21 protein-coding genes are annotated in these 25,832 nt (G+C 42.8%); 6 read left to right on the top strand and 15 right to left on the bottom strand.

All coding sequences use genetic code 11. The annotated features are described in order from the left end of the window. Positions 1-172 precede the first annotated feature (172 nt). From acnA to ACTFWY_RS06235, 4 genes are all read left to right on the top strand, one after another. Positions 173-2,872, top strand: a complete 2,700-nt coding sequence (gene acnA, locus ACTFWY_RS06220; RefSeq protein ID WP_005470052.1) for an aconitate hydratase AcnA — start codon at positions 173-175, stop codon at positions 2,870-2,872. Further along, entirely contained in the window at positions 2,862-4,112 is a 1,251-nt protein-coding gene (gene icd, locus ACTFWY_RS06225; RefSeq protein ID WP_003128073.1) for an NADP-dependent isocitrate dehydrogenase, read from the top strand. Before acnA ends, icd begins: the two co-directional genes overlap by 11 nt. A 138-nt stretch (positions 4,113-4,250) precedes the next feature. After that, the gene (locus ACTFWY_RS06230) at positions 4,251-5,078 is read left to right on the top strand and encodes a helix-turn-helix domain-containing protein (protein WP_096710883.1); all 828 of its coding nucleotides are present in this window, start codon (positions 4,251-4,253) and stop codon (positions 5,076-5,078) included. Positions 5,079-5,160: 82 nt separating this feature from the next. Further along, positions 5,161-5,685: a biotin transporter BioY gene (locus ACTFWY_RS06235; protein ID WP_003128071.1), complete on the top strand. Its 525-nt coding sequence runs from the start codon at positions 5,161-5,163 to the stop codon at positions 5,683-5,685. A gap of 317 nt (positions 5,686-6,002) precedes the next feature. Here ACTFWY_RS06235 and ACTFWY_RS06240 read toward each other — a convergent pair whose 3' ends face one another. The 3 genes from ACTFWY_RS06240 to ACTFWY_RS06250 are packed head-to-tail and all read right to left on the bottom strand — an operon-like array spanning position 6,003 to position 7,860. Continuing rightward, the gene (locus tag ACTFWY_RS06240; RefSeq protein WP_096710882.1) at positions 6,003-6,893 is read right to left on the bottom strand and encodes a metallophosphoesterase; all 891 of its coding nucleotides are present in this window, start codon (positions 6,891-6,893) and stop codon (positions 6,003-6,005) included. 1 nt (position 6,894) lies between these two features. Further along, a complete protein-coding gene (locus tag ACTFWY_RS06245; RefSeq protein ID WP_003128068.1) occupies positions 6,895-7,278 on the bottom strand; it encodes an iron-sulfur cluster biosynthesis family protein in 384 nt (127 codons plus the stop codon). Positions 7,279-7,290: 12 nt separating this feature from the next. Beyond that, positions 7,291-7,860: a GNAT family N-acetyltransferase gene (locus ACTFWY_RS06250; protein ID WP_021150613.1), complete on the bottom strand. Its 570-nt coding sequence runs from the start codon at positions 7,858-7,860 to the stop codon at positions 7,291-7,293. A gap of 135 nt (positions 7,861-7,995) precedes the next feature. On the opposite strand from ACTFWY_RS06250, the gene ACTFWY_RS06255 reads away from it, so the two are divergent. Further along, a complete protein-coding gene (locus ACTFWY_RS06255) occupies positions 7,996-8,448 on the top strand; it encodes a YueI family protein (RefSeq protein WP_041119905.1) in 453 nt (150 codons plus the stop codon). Positions 8,449-8,643: 195 nt separating this feature from the next. Here the strand turns inward: ACTFWY_RS06255 and gshAB are convergent, their stop codons facing one another. After that, positions 8,644-10,899, bottom strand: a complete 2,256-nt coding sequence (gene gshAB / locus ACTFWY_RS06260) for a bifunctional glutamate--cysteine ligase GshA/glutathione synthetase GshB (RefSeq protein ID WP_096710881.1) — start codon at positions 10,897-10,899, stop codon at positions 8,644-8,646. Between the two features lie 221 nt (positions 10,900-11,120). Between gshAB and ACTFWY_RS06265 the strand changes: the two genes are divergently transcribed. Further along, positions 11,121-11,489: a BlaI/MecI/CopY family transcriptional regulator gene (locus tag ACTFWY_RS06265; protein WP_003128064.1), complete on the top strand. Its 369-nt coding sequence runs from the start codon at positions 11,121-11,123 to the stop codon at positions 11,487-11,489. A 385-nt stretch (positions 11,490-11,874) separates the two neighbouring features. Here the strand turns inward: ACTFWY_RS06265 and ftsY are convergent, their stop codons facing one another. From ftsY to plsX, 11 genes are all read right to left on the bottom strand, one after another. Further along, positions 11,875-13,176: a signal recognition particle-docking protein FtsY gene (gene ftsY / locus ACTFWY_RS06270; protein ID WP_060813268.1), complete on the bottom strand. Its 1,302-nt coding sequence runs from the start codon at positions 13,174-13,176 to the stop codon at positions 11,875-11,877. A 1-nt stretch (position 13,177) separates the two neighbouring features. Beyond that, entirely contained in the window at positions 13,178-13,996 is an 819-nt protein-coding gene (locus tag ACTFWY_RS06275) for a Cof-type HAD-IIB family hydrolase (RefSeq protein WP_003128060.1), read from the bottom strand. Then, complete coding sequence (smc, locus tag ACTFWY_RS06280; protein WP_060813269.1) at positions 13,993-17,583, bottom strand: chromosome segregation protein SMC; 3,591 nt, start codon at positions 17,581-17,583, stop codon at positions 13,993-13,995. Before smc ends, ACTFWY_RS06275 begins: the two co-directional genes overlap by 4 nt. A 15-nt stretch (positions 17,584-17,598) precedes the next feature. Further along, entirely contained in the window at positions 17,599-18,291 is a 693-nt protein-coding gene (rnc, locus tag ACTFWY_RS06285) for a ribonuclease III (protein WP_003128057.1), read from the bottom strand. A 216-nt stretch (positions 18,292-18,507) separates the two neighbouring features. After that, positions 18,508-20,292 carry an oligopeptide ABC transporter substrate-binding protein gene (locus tag ACTFWY_RS06290; RefSeq protein ID WP_096710880.1) on the bottom strand — a complete coding sequence of 595 codons (1,785 nt, stop codon included), beginning with the start codon at positions 20,290-20,292 and terminating at the stop codon, positions 18,508-18,510. A 17-nt stretch (positions 20,293-20,309) separates the two neighbouring features. Beyond that, positions 20,310-21,179 carry an ABC transporter permease gene (locus ACTFWY_RS06295; protein ID WP_202399184.1) on the bottom strand — a complete coding sequence of 290 codons (870 nt, stop codon included), beginning with the start codon at positions 21,177-21,179 and terminating at the stop codon, positions 20,310-20,312. A gap of 60 nt (positions 21,180-21,239) precedes the next feature. Further along, a complete protein-coding gene (gene opp4B, locus ACTFWY_RS06300) occupies positions 21,240-22,196 on the bottom strand; it encodes an oligopeptide ABC transporter permease (protein ID WP_005470040.1) in 957 nt (318 codons plus the stop codon). After that, positions 22,196-23,140, bottom strand: coding sequence for an ABC transporter ATP-binding protein (locus ACTFWY_RS06305; RefSeq protein ID WP_021150619.1), 945 nt, complete (start codon positions 23,138-23,140; stop codon positions 22,196-22,198). Before ACTFWY_RS06305 ends, opp4B begins: the two co-directional genes overlap by 1 nt. After that, complete coding sequence (locus ACTFWY_RS06310; protein WP_003128052.1) at positions 23,141-24,148, bottom strand: ABC transporter ATP-binding protein; 1,008 nt, start codon at positions 24,146-24,148, stop codon at positions 23,141-23,143. A 307-nt stretch (positions 24,149-24,455) separates the two neighbouring features. Beyond that, positions 24,456-24,698, bottom strand: a complete 243-nt coding sequence (gene acpP / locus ACTFWY_RS06315) for an acyl carrier protein (RefSeq protein WP_003128051.1) — start codon at positions 24,696-24,698, stop codon at positions 24,456-24,458. A gap of 114 nt (positions 24,699-24,812) precedes the next feature. Further along, positions 24,813-25,829 carry a phosphate acyltransferase PlsX gene (gene plsX / locus ACTFWY_RS06320; protein ID WP_003128049.1) on the bottom strand — a complete coding sequence of 339 codons (1,017 nt, stop codon included), beginning with the start codon at positions 25,827-25,829 and terminating at the stop codon, positions 24,813-24,815. Positions 25,830-25,832: the final 3 nt, after the last annotated feature.

Here is a 25,832-nt window from a genome sequence, read left to right on the forward strand (position 1 = left end):
CTAACATCCTTACGTAAACATGCTACTAACTTCATTTGATTCAAAAAATAAAAACTTTTAAACATTATAGCACGATGTTTATAAAATGAAATATTTTTCATAATTTTAATTGATTTTTCTTTTTATAAACGTATAATTATTCCTAATAGATTGATATTTAAGGAGGATGCTTATGAATTGGCACACAAACCTGATCGTGAATGATCAGCGCTATACGTTTATTGATTTAGCAAAGGTCGCGGCTGACTTTAACGCTGAATTAAAAAGATTGCCTTACTCGATTCGCGTGTTACTAGAAAGTGTCGCCCGTCACCAAGATGAAGAGATCACTGCTGTTTACTTGGATTATTTGGTCAATTGGAACGCTGAACAGCCCACAGGCGTCGTACCTTTCAAACCCGAACGTGTCGTTTTGCAAGACTTCACTGGTGTTCCAGCGGTCGTAGACCTTGCTGCGATGCGAGACGCAATCGTTGCCTTAGGCGGGAATGCAGATACAATCAATCCTGAGATTCCCGTGACTTTGGTTGTCGATCATTCCGTCCAAGTCGATTGTGCAGGGACTCCGGAAGCAGTGGCTTTCAATACGGCGCGTGAATTTGAACGAAACCAAGAGCGCTACCAATTCTTGAAGTGGGCTCAGGGTTCATTTGACAATTTTGAAGTCGTCCCTCCAGAGACCGGTATCATCCATCAAGTAAATATTGAATCACTTTCTGATGTGATTTTGGAAAAAAAAATTGCTGGCGAGCCGTTTCTTTTTCCGGATACATTGCAAGGAACAGATTCCCATACAACGATGATCAATGGTCTCGGTGTATTGGGCTGGGGCGTTGGCGGTATCGAGGCAGAAGCAGCGATTTTGGGCGAGCCGTCATTTTTCCCGACTCCAGAAGTTATCGGTGTCTGTTTTGTGAACGAAATGCCTGCCGGTACGACCGCAACTGATTTGGCGTTGACTGTTACTGAAGTCTTGCGAAAGGAGCAAGTGGTAGGAAAATTTGTTGAATATTTCGGAACCGGTTACCAACGGTTAAGTTTAGCTGACCGTGCGACCCTTGCCAATATGGCACCAGAATATGGCGCCACTTGCGGTTTTTGTCCAATTGATGAAGAGACCCTCAACTATTTAGCTACTACGGGACGAACACCCGAATTGATCCATAAGGTTGCTGCCTACACAAAAGCCAATCATCTCTTTTATGATGCGACGGAGATACCAGACTACACCAAAACGGTCACCATCGATCTAGCCAAGATCCAGCCCGCATTGGCAGGACCAAAACGACCACAGGACCGTATCTTATTACCGGAAGTTGGCACTGATTTCGATCGTTCCCTCACGGCTGACATCGGACCAAAAGGCTTCGGTCTTTCGGAGAAGGAATGGCAAAAAAGCAGCCAAGTTAACTGGCCAAACGAGCCTTCCGAAACATTGCAGACAGGAGATATCGTACTTGCAGCTATCACTAGCTGTACGAATACGAGCAATCCCTTCGTCATGCTCTCTGCGGGATTGTTAGCAAAAAAGGCGGTAGAAAAAGGATTGACCGTGCCAAAATCGGTCAAGACTTCCTTGGCCCCTGGTTCCCAGATCGTAACCACCTATTTGACTGCCAGTGGATTATTGCCTTATCTTGAACAATTAGGCTTTTATTTAGTTGGATACGGCTGTACGACTTGTATCGGCAACTCCGGTCCATTAGAAGCACCCGTAGCAGAAGCAATCGAAAACGAAAATTTACTGGTCGCTTCTGTTTTATCTGGAAACCGCAACTTTGAAGGTCGGATCCATCCACAGATCAAAGCCAATTATTTAGCTTCTCCTCCGTTAGTCGTCGCCTATGCCATTGCTGGAACCATCCGGAAAGATTTGACGAAGGAGCCTCTAGGCGTCGTAGCAGGACAAGAAATTTATCTGACGGATATCTGGCCAAGTAACGAAGAAGTCAATGAATATATTCAAGCTTTTGTTGGACCAGAAGCGTTTCGTGCAGCTTATGCGCATCTATTCGACGCCAATGAGCGTTGGAACCGTATCGATACAACTGCCAGTGATTGTTATGCTTGGGAGGACACATCAACATATATTGCCCACCCACCCTATTTTGATTCCTTGACCAAAGAATTACCTATCCAAACAAGTTTGTCTGATTTGAAAGTGTTAGCCAAATTGGGGGATTCTGTTACGACAGACCATATTTCTCCCGCTGGTAGCATTGGATTAGATTCTCCCGCCGGCAGGTTTTTGCAAACCAAAGCTGTTCCTTACCGTGAGTTCAACTCTTTTGGTTCACGGCGAGGCAATCATCACATCATGATGCGGGGAACTTTCGGCAACATTCGTTTACAGAATCAGCTGGTTCCTGGAAGTACTGGCGGGATCACCCATTATTTTCCTACAGGGGAAACGATGTCAATCTATGACGCTGCCATGAATTATCAGAAAAACGAACAGTCTTGCATTATTTTAGCTGGTAAAGATTATGGGATGGGTTCTTCCCGAGATTGGGCAGCTAAAGGGACCCAACTTTTAGGCGTCAAAGTAGTCTTGGCAGAAAGTTTCGAACGGATTCATCGCAGCAATTTGGTCATGATGGGTGTGATTCCTCTAGAATATCTTGCTGGGCAAACTGCCGCTTCCTTGGGATTGGATGGCTCTGAATCCTTCTTTATCCAACTGCCCGAAGAACCGCAGGTCAATCAGCAGATTGATGTGACAGCCAAACGTACAGATGAAACAATGATCACCTTTCCGACTCGGCTGCGTTTCGATGCACCAGCAGATATCCGTTACTGGAAACATCAAGGAATCTTACCAATGGTCATTCGCAAAAAAATAGAAGCAGGAGGAACTAGCAATGCATTCTGAAGCGTCCTTATCTAACACTGTTCTCACAATTCCTTATATCAGTGGTGACGGCATTGGTCCAGAAATTTGGCAAGCAGCGCAACCTGTGATTGATGCGGCCGTAAAACAAGCGTATGGTCCCAAAAGAAGGATCCACTGGCAAGAAGTTTTAGCTGGTGAAAAAGCATTTAGACAAACCGGCGAATGGTTGCCGCAGTCGACTCTTACCACTATCCAAGAGGCTAAAATCGCATTGAAGGGACCATTGACCACACCAGTTGGCAAAGGATTCCGATCCCTCAATGTCACATTGCGCCAAACATTAGACCTCTATGCTTGTGTTCGGCCCGTTCGATACTTTGCCGGGGTACCTTCTCCTTTGAAGCATCCGGAAAAGACGAATATGGTGATTTTCCGTGAAAATACAGAAGATGTTTACGCAGGAATCGAATTTGCAAAAAATGATCCCCTCACGAAACAATTAATTGAGGTGCTGCAAACACAATTCAGTGTCAAAAACATTCGCTTTCCAGAAAGCAGCGCCATCGGGATCAAACCGATCTCAAAAGAGGGCAGTCAGCGGTTGATCAGCGGAGCGATCGAGTATGCTATCGCACACCACTTGCCGTCTGTCACCCTTGTTCATAAAGGGAACATCATGAAATTTACCGAAGGCGGCTTCAAAAATTGGGGCTATCAATTAGCGGAAACGAATTATGCCGATCAGTGCTTCACGATGAACCAATGGGCAACAATTAAATCTGAGCAGAATATTGAAGCGGCTCAAGCAGCACTTGCTGCTGCACAACAAGCCGGAAAAGTCATTATCAATGATGTGATCGCAGATAATTTCCTGCAACAGATTCTTTTGTACCCAGAAAAATTTTCAGTGATCGCAACTTGCAATCTCAATGGCGACTATCTTTCCGACGCATTAGCCGCTCAAGTCGGCGGAATTGGGATCGCTCCAGGTGCAAATATCAATTATGTAAGTGGTGCCGCAATCTTTGAAGCAACCCACGGTACTGCCCCCGATATCGTTGACACAGGAAAAGCCAATCCCTGCTCGTTGTTGCTCTCTGCTTGTATGCTCTTGGAATATATCCAGTGGGATGAAGCAGCAGTTCTTATTACCACAGCCATCGAGACAGCAATCAAGGAAAAGAAAGTCACAACTGACTTTGCGGCAGCTATGACTGACGCGCATTGTTTGTCTACCAAAGCGTTCGGTGACTATCTGGTCACATTGATCACTCCATAATCATTCACCGCTCTCGTTGACTTGTCATTTTAGACAACTCAACGAGGGCTTGAATTTTTTTGAGACAACTCAACGAAGGCTTGATTGTATTTCAGTTGCTAGTTCCCCTATACTGGAGACACGAAAGGAGGAGTTCACATGAATGAATTCAACATACGGCAAATCGGCCAACGGATTGCCAGCAAACGTCGAGAACTAAATATGACTCAAAGCAACTTAGCAGATCAATTATTGGTCAGTTATCAAGCTATCAGCAATTGGGAGCGAGGCAATACATTGCCTGACATCGAAAAATTGTCCCAGCTAGCAACAATTTTGCAGTTATCCATTGACGAACTATTAGGAAATAGCGGAGTTGCAGTAATGCATTACCACGAGGGAGTCGCCGATTCTCAGGAAATCACCACGTTGGCGCCGATCATTAAACCTAAAGAATTGGCAGCTGCGACTCAAGCCCAGCCTTTTGAACTTGAGTTAGTGGAGCAATTGGCACCTTTTTTGAGCAGTGAAGAATTATTTGCTTTATTGAAACCTATAACAGAACCGCTGACCGAAGAAGCACTAGAAGAATTTTTACCTTTTTTAGAGACAGATCATTTGGAACAATTGATGAAAGAGGACTATACTTTCGCTTTTCTGGAAGAAGCAGCGCCCTACTTATCTGCCACTTTCTTAGCCCAAAAAGTTGAGCAGTCTGTCTCAAACTCGCTGTCTTTGTACGAGTTGGAAGATATTGCCCCTTTTCTCGAAAAGCAAGATCTAGGACGCATTCTTCAAAAGATCCTGGCAGCGTCAGAGAATCCGGAGCAACGGTTGTCAGAGCTTGAAGACCTGCTACCTTTTCTCGATGAATCTACGTTAGTAACGCTTGTCGGATACTTTCCTGTACCCTCTGAGGTTTTTGAACTGTTTACCCCTTTTTTGGCTACAGAAACTTTGTTGCAAGCGTTGCGAAAAAAACGTTGATTTACTCTTTACTTTTCGTTAACCAAGATTTATAATTTCGTTAACCAACTATTGGATTATGTGTTAACGAAAGAAGGATACTATGAAACTACCATTGCGAGAACAAATCTATGCTGCTTTTTTTGCCATCATTATTGCTGGGCTGTCTCAACTAACCATCCCATTAGGATTGATTCCTCTGACAGGCCAAACCTTTGCTGTCGGCTTGGCGGTAACCTTTCTAGGAATGCGCACAGGGACCATGTCGATCCTTATTTACTTATTGCTGGGGTTGATCGGATTACCAGTTTTTGCCGGCGGAGCAAGTGGCATCGGCGTCTTATTCGGACCTACAGGCGGCTATCTGATTGGTTTTATCTTTAATGGACTCTTGACGGGGAAACTTTTGGAAACAGGCCGCGCCGGATATGTGAGAGGGATGTTAGCGAATATCGCTGGTGCATTAGCAACATTGTTTTTTGGTACCTTATGGTTAAAATGGAGCACCGCTATGTCTTGGACTGCTGCCATCAATGGCGGTTTTGTTCTCTTCCTTCTGCCCGGTGTGATCAAAGCCATTGCTGCGGCTTATTTAGGGATTTTCTTGCGGAAAAGATTGCAGCGGTAAAAAAAGAGAAAGTAGCAAACGTGGACTGCTTCAAGCAATAAAAAGGAATTGCCGAAAATTGCTGCTTTATTTTTTTGAAATTTCTGCTTATTTCCGAAGAAGCTACTGTTAGTCGTTTATTCGAAAAAAAGAGGGACTGTGCCATAAGTCATCATCCAACAAGTTAAACCGAATAATAGTCTGTTGCTAGGATAGATTCCTCTGACTTTTGCGACGAGGAGTCCCTGCACCGCAGGAGCAATAATCATTAATGTTCGGATAGTTTTACTTGTAGGAGACTTATGACACAGTCCCGCACGCTTTTATCTCGTAGCGAATCAATAGTTGATCCATGTGATTGCTTGCTGGAGCTCTGCTCTTAAATGGGCTGCTTTGTATTGATTGAACGCTGCTTGATTAGTTCGCAAAAGTCCCCGTAGCTTTGTTGGCTGAAAATTTTCTGTCAACTGATTTTCCAGAACAAATCGTCGGGTCAATTGCCATTCATAGTAATAGCCCAAAGGACGACAGCTATAAATCGTCTGTCCAATCACTTGATCTTCAAACCGACGATGGGTATGACCAAAGACTACTTGACGCACATTGTCCGCCTCATCAATAACTGCCCCAAATTCTGGTGAACCTAGAAACGCGTTCAAATGATTCCAACGAACATACTTCCCCGTTTGTTTGACGATAAAGGTTGCTTTCGGAACAAAATGAGTCGTTACGATGACTTCTTTATCTTGAGGGAGCCCTCGCAATGTTTGACGCAGTCTTTCATTGATCTGATGACTGATTTCCGGATCGGTTCCTGTCCGCTGAATCATACGATCATACCAAAAGAGGCGCTTGAGACGAAGGATCTCTTCTGTGCTTTGCAAGTCAGAATAGCCGTAGTCATACCAGCCATTGACACCTAACAAGAGTGTTTTTTCCGATAAAGCGACTGTTTGAAAGTTCAAGAAAGCTGGATCAGGATAGGTTTCGATCAATGATTCTGATAAATCAGCCATTTCATGATTGCCCCAATGAAAGGTAGTAGGCAGCTGTCTTTGAAAGAAATCAATGACGGTCATCGCTGCTGTCTCTTTGTTTGCAATATCTCCAGCTAGATGCAAGTGCGTCGCTTGATTGGCGTCTAGCAATTCGGCTATCAGCTGCAAGTCTGTTGCACTGAAATGATTGATATCGACATGCAAATCGCTGATAACGGCTAATTTCCCCATATCAGTTTCCTGCCACCTTTTTGTCCATGCGCAACAGTTGAACGTTAGATGCCAGCAGACCGCTGTCACTAGTCAACTGCAAGCGCTGATAGTCAGGATCGACCACCAAGCGTGTCCGCTCTTCTAAATACATTGCTGCGCCTTGTTTTAACCAAACTGTTCCAATTGCTGTATCCAGCTTCGTATCATAGATAGACAATCCTTCTTCTGGATAATCTGCTGGTACGAGGATCAAGCGAAAACTAATATCTAACCGGCAAGAGATCGCCGTAGCCGGAAAAGGTCCCACACCATCTTCAAAATCTAGATAAATTCGATCTCCCTCCTGTTTGACTTCTGAGATTTTTGCTACTGCTGCTGCATCCATATCAATCGTTATTTCCATAGCGATTCTCCTTTACATGATTCGTTTTTGCCACTCGTCTCGGGTAATTCCCCGCATCACTTCGTCCACTACTTGCCCACGAAATCTTCGCGCAGCCGGAATCTGTGCTTCCACTTTCATGCCAATTTTTTCCATCACGCGACCAGATCGATGATTTCGCTGATCGTGCAGTGCATAAATACGAACAAGCGCTAATTTTTCAAAACCCAAAGACAAAAGCATCCGAGCAGCTTCCGGTACGATCCCTTGCCCCCAGAAAGCTTTATTCAAGGTATAGCCTAGTTCTGCCACTTCCTTTAGCGGGTCCACCCGCAAGTCGATCGTTCCGATCATATTGCCACTCATTTTCTCTTCAATAGCAAATTTACCTAATGGCGCCGCTAAAAAATACGTTGCAATGGCGATTTTTGTATCCACAAGTGATTGATGCCTCGGAAAAACAAACTCCGTCGTTTCTTCATCACTTGCGTATTCGAATAAATCATTGGCATCTGCCATCGTCACAGGACGCAACCATAATCGTGGTGTCTCGATTCGTTGATTTTCTGCTAAAATCAATAAGTGGTTCTTTTGGATTTCCATGTTTTCACCAGCTTTCTTTCTGATCTTTTTTAGTCTTTCTTATGACCTCACTGAAATAGCTAAATGTTTCTAATAATCGACGCTCCCTTTTTTGTGCTATAATATAAAGCAAGAAAACGCTTAGGAGGATTTTCAATGTCCGATGAATTGGAGAAACGCCTAGATACAGGAATGTACGGGACACCTCGTGTTAATCCAGATGAACAAAGAAAATACTTGGGAACGTTTCGTGAACGTTGTTATCTAAGTATGACGGTAGCAGAAATGAAGAAAAAGGACAACCAAGAAACGTTACAGTCGGTTCTCCCTAACTATCAAGGGGCACTGATCTTGATCAACGGAAAATTGCCCGAAACGCTTCAGACGACCTTTATTTCATTGATTACGAAACAACAGCTCGATTTTCGAGTGGTGACTGACGCCCAGACTGCTGATCCTGACAGTATCGGTTTACTGATCGTTGCCAATGAGGCAGTGAATGAAGAGGTAATCGATATCGAAGAAAAGTATCCTCAAAAGACAAAATCATCTTCCGAAGAAGATCCCATCAAAGAAAAAAAACCATTCTGGGAACGATTCTTCCGCTAAACAAACCAACGGATCAATTACTAGTGATCCTTCACTAGTACGAACAGCAAAAGAAGTTGTATTAGAAATGGTCAGCTTTAAGATATTTCGGCTTATTTCCGAAGAAGCTACTTCTAACCATTTATTCTAAAAAAAGGAACAGTGACAAAAGCCTTGTCACTGTTCCTTTTTCAACTTCTGACTGTTAAGCGGCTGTTAAAATCGTTCCGGAAAAAGCAGCTTGAGGACAGACATGGTTAAGCGGCGGCTTTGTCCTTGGTACGGGTAAATATGCATATGCATAGCGGGATTGAAGTTCGCTTCAATAATGCCGTATGCTCCCGGATCCTCCGTGGGCTTTTCCTTGTCAGGAATAATCAAATCAATCCCACTGATTCGTGCCTGTAATGCGGTCACGGCATCTGCAGCGATTTTTTTGTAGTCATCATTAAATTGATCGGTGACATCGATCGAATCGCCGCCCGTGCTGATATTGGAATTTTCCCGCAAGTAAACGATTTGTCCTTTTTCTGGGACAGAATCTATGTGATAGCCTTGCTCTTTCAACATCAACTGTTCCAATTCACCTAATTGGATCTTCTCCAACGGTGTCCGATGGTGGGTCCCCCGTAATGGATCGGTATTTTTCTCTGCAACTAATTCCTTGATCGTGCGCCGACCATCTCCTATTACATTTGCCGGTATTCGTAGCAAAATTGCTTCAACTTGACCATCGATCACAAAGAAACGATACTCTGTTCCAGCAAGGAATGCTTCAACTAAAATCGACTGGTCTTCAGCAAAAGCTAAACGGACAGCAGCTTGATAGTCCTCCAACGAAGCGCCATCCTTAAAGATCGAGATTCCCACGCCATAGTTGGTTGTTTTGGGTTTGACGACAAAACCTCTGTCAGCAAATTGCGGGTAAGCAGCAAGCGCCTTTTCTACAGTGGCGAATTCTGCTCCTGCAGGAACCCGAAAACCATTCTCAGCTAAAATCTTTTTTGTGACCGTTTTATTGGCCATGATCAAAGGAACGATATAACGATCCTTACTTGTCATATTAGCGTTTTTGACATATTCAACATGTTCATCGATCGATAATTTCAAGAACTGATCAGATTCATCCAACACTTCCACCTTGATTCCCTTTTGAATCGCATCGAACATCAAAATTTGTGTTGACAGTTCCATGTTGGTGAAGCCTGCTAACTGATAAGGTTTTTCCCAGGCAACTTGATGATAGGATACTCCTAGTTCAGTTGCCACTTGAGCCTGACTTGACCTTTGGCTGGCTTGATATAAACGACCGGCAAAAGTTTTGCCGGGATCTTCCAACATTGGCAGCAGTTGATCCAGTAAAGGCATTGTCGGCAGACTGATTTCCTTTGCAAAAGCGATCAATTCTTCCGCAACTACTTTAGCTTCTTCAAGATAGATCGTTTGATTCAATGGGTGTTCCAATGCCACTTGATTGTTTTTGCGATTTCCTTCTTCGACCCAAGCATCGGCATCAGCGCCCTCCTCTTTCGTTGCTAAGTATAACAAGAAAAGGTGCAGAAATTTCACTTGATCTTGCGAAATACCATACATTTCAAAGGGATTGATATCAATATTGCGTAATTCAATGTAACGAATTCCCGCTGTTGCTAAGTCGGCAACCTTTTGCCCCCCTCGCAGGCGAACTGGTGCATAAAACTCTTTTTCCTCAGATAGTTTGCCAGTTTCTACCAGCTCAGCGATATCCGCCAGATAGGTCTCAAGAGAGGCATAAGACACGTTGACATCGGTATGATTCGTGTAGCCATAGCGGCTGTTACGAATGCTGCGGACAGGTTCTTGCGGTCCAGAACCCGCCATAAAATAATTGGCTTCCGTTTGCGGCGTTGCTCCAAAGAAATAAGTCAAAAACCAGCGGTAATGCAAGTAATTTCGGGTAACTTTCAAGTAAAGTTCTGTTTTAAACCTACGATAATCTGTTTCTGACGACTTGGTAAATAACTTTCTTAAAAAATCATCCCCAAATTCAAAATTGAAGTGGATGCCGCTGACCATTTGCTTACGACGCCCATACGTCCTTGCCAAAAACCGACGATAAAGAACATCTTCAAAACGATCCAGCTTTGCGATCACGATATCCTCTTCTTTTTCCGGCAACGCAGGCGGCATACTTAATGGCCAAAGCATCTCCTCAGGTGCCATCGAACGATAAGCAACATCATGGATCGCAGCCAGATAACGAAATAGTTCCTCTGAGCTTTCCGCGACTGGCGTGATCAATTCCAACTGATTTTCAGCAAAATCGGTTTGTATGTACGGATGAAAACTACGATTGCCTAATGCTTCAGGATGATCTGTCCCAGCAAAACTTCCGTCTAAACGTGCACGCTGCGCCTCACGTTCGATCCCATAACGCCCATCAAATAAGTAGGGACGCAGTTCTTCTTGTATAAAAAGTGATTTTAGTGTCATATCATTGCCCTCTTTGTCTTAGATTCTTCCTTATTATAGTCAATAATCCAGCAGAAAAAAATGAAATTGTGCGATTCTCTTTGCTAGTTTTTTAAAAATTACCAAGTTTTTACAAATTACTTGAATAAATTTGATATTTGACCTCTAAATAAAGTATACTTACTATATAATAGTAAATTATTATGTCAATATTACAACTTTTTTGAAAGGAAGAATAGTGAATGAAACCACTCAATCTTACCAAACGCGAACGTCAGATCATGAATATCTTCTGGAATGCTGAAAAACCTTTGTCTGCAAATGACATTGCGGTTCAACAACAGGACTTAAGTAAAAACACGATCCAAGCCGTTGTCCGAAAATTAAAGAACCATGATTTATTGAAAGTAGCTGACATCGGCTACAGCGGTACTGTCTTGACCCGCTTGTATTCTCCAAATGTTTCTCAAGAAGATTTTCTAGCTGCCGAACTCTCTGAACAATCGTTGCTGAATCTAGTCTCGAATTTCATTGAAAACAGTGAGGATGCCGAGACATTGAATGATTTGGAAAAAATCATCAAAGAGCGGCAAGCACAGCTAAAAAACTGATTTCTGAAACAAGTTGTTCTTGTTCACAGAGAAATGTCCACGCTGAACATTTCTGACAAGACAAGGAATCTTTCTTGGAATGATTTCAATTTCAGGAACAGCAGCTACATCCTTTTAGCTGCTGATGGGGAGGTTTTGTGAACCAGAAGTCACACGTCATCTGTTACGTATTCTGCTGTGGTACTTCATGTACATCGCAGCTGTCAAACAAACGTATGCCTATAAAGTTTATTTCCATAACCGAGGAGCTTTATGCAAGTTCCTTAACAAAAAATATCCGAACTACTACTGATTACTCCTACCGTTAACGCCATCGCGAGATGATGAAGAGGAATAATCAAACATAGTTCGGATATTTTTGTCTTATTTCAAGCGATGAACAGCATCAACCTTCGTTGATGAGACCTTTAAATAGCCCAACAACAAACTCATTTGGATCAAACGGCTCAAGGTCGTTGATTCCTTCCCCTAATCCGACCAATTTAACCGGTAAACGCAATTCATTGCGAATCGCTAAAACGATCCCACCTTTGGCAGTTCCATCTAATTTCGTCAAGACCAATCCTGTAACATCCGTGGTTTCTTTGAATTGTTTGGCTTGGTTCATCGCATTCTGACCAGTCGTCGCATCTAACACGAGCAACACTTCATGAGGCGCATTCGGCTCTACTCGTTGAATGATCCGTTTGATTTTCTCTAACTCATTCATCAAATTGACTTTATTTTGCAAACGACCAGCGGTATCAACTAATAGAACATCTGCTTGCTCTGCTTTCGCTCGTTCCATCGCATCAAATACGACGGCTGCCGGATCACCACCAGCTTTCCCTCGAACGACTTCCACACCTGCTCGATCCCCCCAAACGACGAGCTGATCGATTGCTCCAGCTCGAAAGGTATCCGCAGCTGCCAACAACACTTTCTTGCCTTCTGATTTGAATTGATGCGCCAGTTTTCCAATGCTGGTGGTTTTACCGACGCCATTCACACCGACAAATAAAATGACGGTCAATCCAGGTTGCATATTTAGTTCGTTGACTTCGTCGACACCCGCTTCACCGTAAAGATCGACTAGTTTTTCAATAATAACATTTTGAACCTCTGCCGGCTTCTTGACATTTCGCAACTTGACCTCTTGACGCAGTGCATCCGTGATCTTGATCGCTGCATCAAAGCCTACATCGGCTCCAATCAATGTCTCTTCGACTTCTTCAAAAAAATCTTCGTCTACAGAGCGAAAATTCGCGAACAGCTCATTGAGTCGTTGCCCGAAAGTTTTGCGAGATTTCGATAGTCCCTTCGTGTACTTATCTTGTACATCCTCTTTGTGAACCGCTGTTGGCTGAGGTTGTACTTCAGGTTTTTTTACCGTTTCACTAGGTGTCACGACGTCGAATGGTTCAGCTGATTTCAGATCTTGTGCTCCTTCTGATGATGAAGTATCAGCCGCGGACTCCTCTGTTTCTGTTGGCTGCAACGCGGAATCGGTAGTAGTTTCTGGACGAGAATCCAGTGTTGGTTCCGTCGATTCTACTGTTTGTTCTTGTGCGGAATGGTCATCTGCGACGGATGACTCATCGACAGATGACTCTGGAGATTCAACTGGTTCCTCTACTTCGCCTTGCACTTTGTCTTGCTCTTTTGATTCACCAATCAAAGCTTTTTTAATTTTGTCAAAAAATCCCATTTCAAACGCCTCCTTTCAAAACATATTTTTCGATGACAGTTGCTACACCGTCTGCTTCATTCGAATCTGTTACCACATCTGCGGCTTCCTTGATTAAAGGCACGGCATTAGCCATCGCTACACCGAGTCCTGCATAGCGAATCATCGGCAGATCATTTTCTTCATCTCCGATCGCCATGACTTCATCGATAGTGATACCTAAATCCCGAGCCAGCAATTCAATCCCATAGGCTTTCGTAATTCCTTTAGGCATAAATTCCAGCAAATTATTCCGAGTTTTGATTACTTCATATTTCTCTCTGATTGCTGAAGGAATTGCCAAAATCTTCGGATCCAGTACTTCTTGATGATAAGCAATCACAGCTTTATTATAGAGTTTCGACTCATCCAGAGCTTCTATCGCATACGGGCGGCAATCCAGCAATGGATTCAGCGAACCATAGATCGACTGATTCGTTGCTGAAGTCGGCAAGCACAAAACGATTTCTTCGGATACGACATCCAGCGGCAAATCCAGTTCTGCTGCGACAGCAACCAATTCATGAATATCAGCCAATTGCAAAGCGGCTTTTTCCATGATTTCTCCCGTATCGTTTTTTTGCACCAGACCACCATTAAAAGTAATGCTATAGTCCCCTGATTCATTCAATGACAACTCTTCTAAATAAGGACGAATTGCCCGTAAAGGACGACCTGTGCAAAGGACGATTTTTACTCCTTGTGCTTTTGCTTGGGCAAGAACTTCTTTATTTTTTTGCGATACTTGTTTCTTTCCATCCAGCAAGGTACCGTCTAAATCAATTGCGACTAATTTGATCATTTTGCTACTCCTTCTTGATCTGCGACAAAATTTCCGCCTTCTTTGACATCTTCCAAACGCACAGAAACGGTCTTAGATACACCGGATTCCTGCATCGTCACGCCATACAACACATCTGCCGCTTCCATGGTCCCTTTGCGATGTGTGACAACGATGAACTGTGTATCATTTTGGAAGTCGCTTAAATAATGGCCAAAGCGTGATACATTGGCTTCGTCTAAAGCAGCTTCAACTTCATCCAGCACACAAAACGGGACGGGACGGACTTGAATGATCGAAAACAGCAGTGCGATGGCTGTCAGCGCTCGTTCGCCTCCAGAAAGTAGACTCAAGTTTTGCAGCTTTTTACCTGGTGGTTGGGCTTCGATCTCAATACCAGTATTTAGTAAGTCCTTTGGATCTGTCAAAATCAATTCCGCATGTCCCCCGCCGAACATATTGGGGAAAACTTGCTTGAACTGCAGACGAATCGCATCAAAAATCTCACCGAAACGTGTTTTGACTTCTTCATCCATCTCGGACATTGTATCGAATAATTGTGCTTTTGCAGAAAGCAGATCATCTCTTTGACTGGTCAAGAAGCTGTGACGCTGTTCCACTTGATCATATTGCTCGATAGCATTCAAATTGACTGGTCCAATCGCATCGATTTTTCCTTTTAGATCTTGGATTTCTCGTTTTGCAGCTTCCGGGTCATCGATTGCTGGATAGTCATTGGCCGCTTTTTCAAAGCTCAATGCATATTCTTCCTGCAAGTAAGCCAACCGATTATCCATCACCAAATCCGCGCGGTTTTTCTCAATTTCTACATTGGTCTTTTCGGATAGTTTTTCTTTTTGTTGCAAGTTTGCCAAACTGAGAGCTTCATCCAACTGTCCAATTTCCTGTTGGACGATTTGTCTTTGTTGCCGAATGTCCGCCAATTCTTGTGTCAGTGTTATTTTTCGTTGAGTAAAATCACTGATTTGCTGATCCAGGCTTTCTTCCGAAATTTCATGGTCACTCACATTCGAATTGATTGCTGCTAACTGCCGTTCTAGCGACTGTTGGCGTGCTTCATTCTCCGCTAACGCTTCCGCATTCGCAGCAATTTTTTGTCTTAAATGTTCCACTTGTTCTTTTTGAACAGCAAAATCAGCTTGTAATTGGGCGGCTGTCGCTGCTAACTGGCTTCTTTTTGCTTCGATTAAATCTTCTTCTGCATTCATGCTTTGAATGTCGTGATCGATTTTTTTCAGCTGCTGCGCAATGGTTTGCTGTTCCGATTCCAACCGAGTCTTCTTCTCGTTATACTCTTCAAAAAAGGCCTGAATCTCGCGATTTTCAAAGTCAAAGACTTGCTGCTCTTTTCTCAACCGTTCCAACTCGTTGGTGAGGTTTTGCAGTTGATTTTTTAGTTCGTGTTCCGTCATTCGAGCCGTTTCACCGGTGGTTCGCAGCTCTTCCAAGGCTGCTTGAGCATCTTTTGTCACCGTTTCGAAGTGCTGCACTTGTTTCTCTGTTTTTTGCAGGCGTTCATCCAATTGAGCGGCTTGAGCCGTTAATTGCTGCAACTCATTGCTTTGACTAAATAGGCTGCCGGCATTTTTCTTCGTCGCTCCACCGGTCATCGAACCCCCGGCATTCATCACGTCGCCTTCCAGTGAAACGACACGATAGCTATAGTTCAGCGCTTTAGCTAATGCATTAGCACTTGTCAGATCTTCTGCGATGACGATACTTCCCAATAGATTTTCGGCAATGTTTTTTACATTTTCATTGAAACGCACCAGCTCACTAGCAACGCCGATAAATCCTGGTACTTGTTGTGCTTGAGAAACAGCATAACTAGGTAATTGGCGAGACTTGATTGTCGTCAACGGAAAGAATGTGGCCCGACCACCACGATTTTGTTTCAAATAGGTAATCGCTGCTCTGGCATCACGTTCGGTTTCTACTACTACGTGCTGGGCAGAAGCGCCCAGTGCTGTTTCGATAGCAACTGTATATTCTTCTGGTACTTCGATCAATTCTGCAACAGCACCCACGACACCGGTTAGCTGCTGCTTATTTTTTAGAACTAGTCTGACGCCTTGATAAAAGCCAGCATAGTTTTCTTGGATATCCTGTAAACTCCGTTGTTTTGCCCGCACTTGTTGGACTTGGTTCATTAACTGATACATTTTTTTCTGTGCATCATCAAATTTTTCTTTGTTATCTTTGGCTTTCTCTTGTAAATGGATATATTGCTTCCGCTGTTCGTCCAACTGTTGCTGCACGGCTTGCAAGCGTTCATTAACGATTTCTGCGGCTGTCGCTTTTTCTTTGATCGCTGTCGACAGTTCTGTCTGCTTCGTAACGGCTGTCTGATTTTTTGCCGATTCTTGCTGGTATTGGCGCTCAAGATATTTGAGCTCATTGCCGACCGTTGCTTGCTCCTGCATTGCTTCAACATATTGACTGCGTAGTTCTTCGATGATCTCTTTGGCCGATTTCTGATACTTTTCTTGTTCCGCTCGACAATCAGCAATCGCTACTTCTGCCTCTTGGACACTGCGATTCTTTTGCGACAGTTCATGAATCAATTCAGCTTTTTCGTCATTCAACTGTTGGAGGCGTTCACTGACGGCATCCAAGGTCTCTTGATATTCTGCTGTGCTTTTTTGCGTATGCTTGGAGCGCTCCAACAGTACTTCTTTTTGGCCTTCGGCTTGCTTCAGCCCTTCCGTTACTTGCAACAGCTGCTGATTGAGCTGCTCCAATGATTCATCGAAGGCTGCTCGACGCTGCCGCAATTGCTGCACACTGCGTTCATCGGTATTGATTTGCTGCGTGATTTCAGCCAACTGATGATTTAATAGTTCCAGCTGTTCTGTAGCTGTTTCCCACGCCCGTTTGGCTGTCTGGATCTCCATGACAGAAAAAGCCACGTCTACTTCCGTTAATTTTTCCTTCAATGACAAAAATTGTTTGGCCGCTTCACTTTGAGCAGCTAACGGAATCAATTGATCCTCTAACTCATAAATAATATCTTGTAGACGGTTAAGGTTGTCTTCTGTTTCAAACAATTTCTGTTCTGCTTTTTTCTTACGCTGTTTGTATTTCAAAACACCGGCAGCTTCTTCAAAAATACCGCGACGATCTTCTGGTTTGCTGCTGAAAATCGCTTCGACTTTCCCTTGAGAAATAATCGAAAATGATTCTTTTCCTAGCCCGGAATCCATAAAGAGTTCCTGGACATCTCGCAGGCGGCAACTTTGTTTGTTCAAATAAAAGTCGCTTTCACCGGTTCTCCTTAACCGGCGAGTCACACTGATCTCACTGTAATCCATTGGTAAATAGTGATCGGTATTATCTAAAATAATCGTTACTTCCGCTACATTTAATGGCTTGCGAGTGTCAGATCCTGCAAAAATGATATCAGGCATCTTGCCACCACGCAGGCTTTTGGCAGACTGTTCTCCTAAAACCCAACGAATCGCTTCAGTAATATTGCTCTTGCCGCTGCCATTTGGTCCTACGACCGCAGTCACACTATTTTCAAAATCAATGATCGTGCGGTCTGCAAAGGATTTGAAACCGGCAATCTCTATTCGTTTTAAATACACTCCGCCATTCCTTTCTTATTGATCAAGACTTGCTAAGGCATTTTCTGCCGCTGCTTGCTCTGATAATTTCTTTGATTTTCCTTGCCCCTCGCCAATCAGCACATCGTCACAATAGACTTCTGTCCAAAAGATTCGTTCGTGGGCAGGACCTTCTTCTTTCGTTAAACGATAGTTGATGGACACATCGCCAGATCGCTGCAAGACTTCCTGCAATCGGGTCTTGTGATCCATCTCATGGGAAAAAGCACCTGCTTTTACTTTTGGAAAAACAACAGCCGTCAAGAAACCGTCGACGCTCTCCAAACCTTGATCCAAGTACAACGCACCTAAAAAAGCTTCAAAAAGATCGCATAACAATGAGGGACGCTTACGTCCGCCAGAGTTTTCCTCTCCTTTGCCTAACCGAATATATTGATCAAAACGGCAATCTTTGGCAAACATTGATAAGCTATCTTCGCGAACGATTGCTGCCCGCAGCTTTGTCAACTTCCCTTCAGGAAGGTCCGGCAGTTCACGGTACAAATACCGTGAGACGATCAATTCTAAAACAGCATCTCCTAGAAATTCTAGGCGCTCATTATCGGATAGGTGCAAATTGCGATGCTCATTCACATAAGATGAATGCGTAAACGCTTGTTCGAGTAAATCTACATCATGGAAGACAATGCCGTAATCCTCTTTTAATTCGTTCATTAGCTGTGTATTCATTTGCCACATTCCTTCATTAGTTTATCGACACTTCCCTATTATACTGGTTTTTGGCTAATTATGAAATGTTTCGTCCAAAAACTTGAAGCCTCCATAAAAAAATTTTAACTGTTTATTCTCCTGCTCTTTGTTTCCATGACTGATTCATTGTTTTTTATTGATTTTGCCGCGAACAAAATAAAAAAAGACGTTCCCGAAAGAACGTCTTTTCCTAAATTAGCGAGATTCTGCTGTTACAGAAACTGTTGCCCATGGATTGTGATCTGCATCATATGCCCATGTGAAATCTTTGACGCGATTAGATACTGGTAATACTTCGTTACGGTAAAGCGAAGGAATAACAAATGCTTCATCCGCAGCGTATTCTTGCCATGCATCAAATGCTTCTTTACGTTTTGCTTCATCAAATGAATCTTTAGAGTCGATTGCTTCTAATAGCTTCGTATTTTCATCAGATTCAAAACGAGTGTAGTTAAATGCTGAGTTTGGTCCATAAAGTCCGGTTGGTGAAGGATCTGAACCTGTTCCCCATGCACCTTGATACACATCGATTTCAGGATCATCATTTTTCAATTTATCATAGAATGCTTGGAAATCAATCAAACGACCAGTTGTGTATTTCACATCTAAGCCGATTTCATTCCATTGTTGGATGTAGTAATCAGCCAATGGTTGAGCTGTTTCGCCACCTGACATTGAAGCAAAATTGATGGTTAATTTTTCACCGTTTTTGTCTTCACGCATGCCGTCGCCGTCAACATCTTTGTAACCAGCATCGTCTAACAATTTGTTTGCTTTGTCGATATCTTGTGTGTAACCTTTAACTTCTGTATCGTGCAATGTTCCAAATACCGGTGGGATCAATGTTGTCGCATTTGAACGTAGGCCATTATAGAAACGGCTACCGACAGCATCATTATCTAGTGCGTAACCCATTGCTTGACGCAATGATTTGTCCGCCATTTTTGATTCAGGATTGTAGTTAACTTTTCCTTCTTTATCATCCCAAGTACCTAACTTAAATCCAATATACGTATAAGCTTGCTCAGGACGGCCCAAGATTTGGTAGCCATCTGCATCTTTGTAAGTTGGGTAAGTATCTGTTGGCATTGACAATGCTAAATCATATTGCTTCGCTTTTAAACCTTCTACGATTGAAGCTGTTGGAACTGCTTTAAATGACAATTTATCCATTTTAGGTTTGCCACCGTAGTAATACTCATTTGGTACGTATTCTACAGATTCACCGGCTACGATGTTTGACATTACGTAAGGTCCGAAAACGATTGGTGTTTTACGAACAGGATCACTTGATTCCATATCTTTGACTGCAATACCTTCAAACGCATGTTTTGGTAAAGCAGAAGACCAGATACCGCCGCCTGCTTGCATCATACCAGGGTGAACTTCTTTGTATTGAATTTTAACGACTTTGTCGCTTTCTTTTGTGATTCCTGAGATTGTGTCAGATTTGCCATCGTGGTAATCTTCCATCCCAACAATATTTGTAAAGTTGTTGTCATAACGGATTCCTGTGTAATCTTTGTTACCGATCACTTCATAGGAGAAAATCACGTCATCTGCTGTTACATCTTCGCCGTCTGACCATTTCAAATTGTCGCGTAATGTAATCGTTGCTGTGTTATTATCTTCATCTAATTTAAGATTTGCAGCCCCACCATCAACAATTCGAAAATCAGCATCTGTTAAGAATAAACTTTCATTACTTGGTTGCATGAACTGAGAATCATAATTGTCTTGATAAAATTCAGTTTGGAACAAACCTTGGAATTGTGTATCCATAACTACTGCGACGTCCAATGTACCGCCTTTGATTGCTTCTGCGTCATTTTTGACTTCAACCGGCATAGAGCTAATATCTTCTGTTTCAGTTGCTGAGTTGCTGCCGCCTGATGAATCTGTTCCGCCACTATTGCCGCCACAAGCTGCCAATGCTAAGACTGACAAAAGTGTGACCATACCAAAAATATTTTTCTTCATCCTGTATCCTCCTTGTTTTAACCTAGTCGTTGACGTGCATCGGCTGAACGCTTAAATGCCTGACCAACGTAGTTTATACTCAACATCAATACTAAAATCAATATTGACGCGGGTAACCATATCCATTGTCTGTTGACCAGCACATCACCGCTGCTGGCGTACCCAATCAATGTTCCCAAACTTGGAACATTCGTTGGCAGACCAAAGCCCAAGAACGTTAGAGTTGTTTCGATACCGATATTTGCTGCAAAGTTCATCGTCAAGTTGGTGATGATCAATGAGCTTAAGTTCGGCATGATTTCGCGAAACATGATCACAAAATCATTGGTCCCTAATGTTTTTGACGCACTCACATAATCTCGGCGCCCTTCAGAAAGGGTCTTACTGCGGAAGAGTCTCGCTTTTCCGACCCAATAAAAGGCACTCATGACCCAGATAAACGTCCAAACATTGTAGCGAGGTATGATCGAAACAATAACGATAATGATCAACATGATCGGTAAGATCATGACAAAATCGACGATACGCATCAAGATATTATCAATCAACCCGCCATAGTAACCTGAAATGATCCCCAAGCCAACTCCGACGATCGATGTAATGATCGTGATGGAAAACCCAATCAAAATCGAATTACGCGCTCCAATGATCAATTGTCCCCAAACATCACGGCCACCTTCATCCGCCCCTAATAGGTAGGTGCCGCCATTTGGTGAGACTGCTCCTGGTGCAGCATATTTATCTAGAATACTTACATGCATGACTTGGCTTTGATCAATGACTGCCGAGCCGATGAATACGAAAAGCAGTACTGCTACCAACAAGACCAACGAAAAAATAGCGATCTTGTCTTTTAAAAATTCACGAAAAATCATTTGTAATCCCATAGGTGGGATACTTTCTTGTTTTAACACTTTTTCTTTCTTTTCAGACACGTTTATCCCCTCCTACTGGATTCTGATTCTTGGATCAACAATACTCATAATGATGTCTGATAGCAATGTACCGATCAATGTCGCCAGACCTAATATCAAAGTCAACGAAGTGATCACGGCATAATCCCGCTGTACAATACTATCGATAAATAATTTTCCGACACCTGGGTAAGCAAAGATTTTTTCAATGACCACTGAACCAGCGATCAATGAAGTGATCTCATACCCCATTTGAGATGCGATCGGCAAGGATGCATTTCGGAACACGTGACGTGAGAAGACTTTACTAGTTGGCACCCCTTTCGAACGAGCAGTTCGCACGAAATCCAATGATTTGGAATCAATCACTTCACTCCGCAGATACTGGATCGTCACAGCGGTACCTAATAGCGCAGAAGTGATAGCCGGTAAGATCAGATGATACAGACGGCTCCAAAACTCAGCCATTCCCGTTACGCCTGGTGCTACAGACCCCCCAGTTGGGAACCAACCTAAACGATAACCAAAGATAAACAGTGCAATCAATGCAAAGATAAACAATGGTACCGCAAAACTAAAGAAGTTATACACGACAACGACTTTATCTAAAATCGAATTTTGGTAACGTCCAGCCAACATTCCTAAAGGAATCGCGATCACATACGTTAAGATAACTGTTAACAAAGATAGCCACAATGTGTTGCTGATCCGTCCTGAAAGTAATGTTGCTACTGGTAGTTTATAGATAAAACTTTGACCAAAATCTCCTTTAAGTGCATTTCCGATCCAACGGAAATATTGTGTATACCAAGGATCATTCAATCCGGCTGCTTCCCGCATCCGTTCAATAACTGCTGGATCTTGGTTCGGATTAATCAATCCTGTAAATGGATCCCCGGGCATTGCTTGTGCAATCAAGAAAATTAAGACACTCAAAATAATGACTTGCGGGATCATTAATATCAAACGACGTAGAATTGTTTTCCACATTATTCAGCACCCCCATTTTTCAAAGCGACTTGATGTGTTCCTGTGATGGTTCTAAGGTCATAAACACGACCTGTTTCATCATAGTAATCTTTTTGGTGAGTGACATATTCCAACTCTACCCGACGGCGGTTTTCTTTATGCGCCTCACGATTTTTCACATCAATTTGAGGAATAGCTGACAATAACCGCTTCGTATAAATATGACGCGGATCTTGATAAATATCTTGGCGTGTACCGATTTCAACAAAACGACCTTTATACATGATGGCGATATTGTCGCACATGTGTTTCACAACACCCAAGTCATGAGAGATGAATAAGAAACTTAAGCCAAACTCTTGTTGGATTCGTTTCATAAAGTTGAGCACCTGTGCCTGTACAGACAGGTCCAATGCAGAAACAGGTTCATCAGCAACGATCAATTTAGGGTTCGATGCCACTGCGCGGGCAACCCCCAAACGTTGTCTCTGTCCACCAGAGAATTCATGTGGGTATTTGTATAAAGCATCTTCTGGCATCCCAACGATATCCAAAAGCCGTTTCACCCGTTGTTTTTCTTCTTGGTCACTCAAACGTTCAAAATTCCGTAGCGGTTCAGCAATAATATCCACTACCCGCTTTTTAGGATTCAGACTTGACATAGAATCTTGAAAAATCATTTGAACATCCTTGTTGTAATTCATTTTTTTGCGGACAGAGCGCTTTGTGACATCTTGTCCTTCGTAAATGACTTCACCGCTGGTAATCTTTTCCAAGCCAACGATTGCTTTCCCTGTTGTTGATTTTCCAGAGCCTGATTCTCCTACCAGACCGTAAGTTTTTCCCTTTTCGATGATGAAATCCACACCGTCAACAGCATAGACATAGTCCGTTACGCGGTTGAAAAAACCGCTGCGAATCGGATAGTGGACTTTCAGATCTTTGATTGTGATTAATTCTGACATCTACACTTCTCCTTCTTCGTCTCTAAAATGAAAATGCTTATAGCAAGTACAGCGAACTAAATGATCTGGTGCAACTTCATGCAGGACAGGATTTTCTTCGTGGTCACTAGCTGGGATCCAAGGGATACGAGCAGCAAAACGGCAACCAGTTCTTGGCATGTTTTTCAATGAAGGAACGACGCCTTCAATCACGTGCAGTTCACTGTCTTGAGAATCTTCTTGTGGAATTGAGTTCAGCAAAGAGCGTGTATAAGGGTGTTTTGGATTTGCAAACAACTCTTCCGCTGTGGCAACTTCAACAAACTGACCGCCATACATAACGGCTACACGATCAGCCATTTCTGCCACTACACCTAAGTCATGGGTGATCAAAATGATTCCCGTTTGTGTTTCAGCCTGCAAATCTTTCAACAAATCTAGGATCTGTGCTTGGATGGTTACATCCAATGCAGTGGTTGGCTCATCAGCAATAACAATTGGCGGTTTGCATGCGATGGCAATGGCAATGATCACCCGTTGCCGCATCCCACCGGATAATTCGTGGGGATACTGGCGACCCACCCGTGCTGGATTTGGAATTCCTACTTGATCTAGTAATTCAAGGGCCCGGGCTTGTCTCTGTTCCGCATTCATATTTGTATGATAAGATAAACCTTCTTTGATTTGGTCTTCAATACGCATGAGTGGGTTCAAAGCGGACAATGGATCTTGGAAAATCATCCCAATGTCGTTCCCGCGAATTTTGTTGTAAAGTGTTTCATTTAAGTTTGACAAATTCAAGTCTTTGTATAAGATTTCACCGGTGATTTTGGTATTGTTTGGATCATGCAATCCCATAATCGTTGTAGCTAAGGTACTTTTTCCACATCCGGATTCGCCTACGATCGCTAAAATCTCATTGCGTTCCAACGTAAAAGAAACACCGTCTACAGCGTCATAGTAATCATCTTTAATACGAAAACCTGTATGTAGGTTTTGAACATCTAGTAATTGATTATCAGTTGACAATCGAATACCCCTCTCTTTTTTATAAGATGAAGTGCCCTCTAATGTAAAAAAGTAGGAATTATAAGTCAAATTCCAAATGCTTTCTTAACATCGTGTAATATTTTCTTAATAATTATATAGAATCACTCACTAGATTGCAAGTCTATAAATTTTTAAGATACTGAATTTTCAGAATACTTACATTCCATTTACATTTTTTCAGGATGGTGCAAAGAAAAGGCACTTTTTTTCGAGAAACGAATGGTTATTAAACAAATTCTGATAAAGAAAGAGCTGGGTCATCTATGACTCAGCTCCTGTATCTGTCTTAAGCAAGATGGCTTGAAATATAATCAACTGCTCCGCCGACTGTTTCAATCTGTTCGGCATCTTCATCAGAAATCTCCGTACCAAATTCATCTTCTAATTCTAAGACGAATTCCATCACACTGATTGAATCAGCATTTAAGTCGTCTTTAATACTCATTGTATCCGTTACTTTATCTGCATCGATCTCAAAATGGTTTGCGATCACTACTGCAACTTTCTTGAATACTTCTTCTCGCGTCAATTGCCTTCACCTCCACGCGTTCGCACAAAACATAGAATGGCTAACAAACATTGTACTGCTTACATGCAAATTTGTCTAGTCCTTTTTTGCATTTTCATTACAATGATTGCAGTCTCATTGCGTTGGCTCTTCATGCTTAGGTGTTTCTTCAAAATGAGCCACCAATTGAGGAACCACATCTGCCTGCAACATGGTATAGATTTGTTTGATGGTTGCTGCCACGGCATCTGGTCCAGTCGCTCCATGTGTTTTGATCACTGGTGCTTTCAGACCAAACAAGACAGCCCCTCCGTGTTTGGCATAATCCATCTCATTTTTTAAATTGCGCAAGGCATCTTTCAATAATAAAGCCCCTAATTTCCCTTTGGTTCCGGAATTCATGATGGATTGTTTCAATAACGACATCATATTCAATGCGGTTCCTTCAATGGATTTCAAGACGGCGTTCCCAGTGAATCCATCTGTGACCACAACATCCGCTGCACCGTTCAAAAGTTCCCTAGCTTCAACATTTCCGATAAAGTGAATCGATGATTCTTTGGTCAACAATTCAAACGCTTTTTTGGTTAACTCGCTGCCTTTGGTCTCTTCCGTCCCATTGTTTAGCAACCCTACTCGCGGTTGTTGAATGCCTCGGACTTTTTGAGCGTAAAAAGAACCTAACACAGCATATTGAACGAGATGTTCTGCTTTATTGTCAGCATTCGCTCCTAGATCCAGCATATCAAAGCCAGTTTCTTTCCCAAGTACAGGCATCGTCGACATTAAGCCAGGACGTTCGATTCCTTTGATACGACCTACGATAAACAAACCTGCAGCTAACAAAGCACCGGTATTTCCAGCAGAGAAAATGGCATCCGCTTGACCTTCTTTGACCGCTTGGGCTGCTAAGACCATCGATGCGTTCTTTTTGCGGCGGATCGCTTTAACAGGTTCATCATCACTGTTGATTTTTTCATCGGTATGAATGATTGTAAGCTGACTTTCGTCTGTCACATATTTTCTGATTTCATCTTCTTTTCCGTATAATAGAAATTCGATTTCTGGATATTCTTTTTTTGCTAACATGACGCCTTCAACGATCGCTTTTGGTGCGTTATCGCCACCCATGGCATCTACGGCAATTTTCATGAC

Source organism: Enterococcus sp. 125944, from assembly GCF_051909435.1.
Taxonomy (GTDB): Bacteria; Bacillota; Bacilli; order Lactobacillales; family Enterococcaceae; genus Enterococcus_D; species Enterococcus_D gallinarum.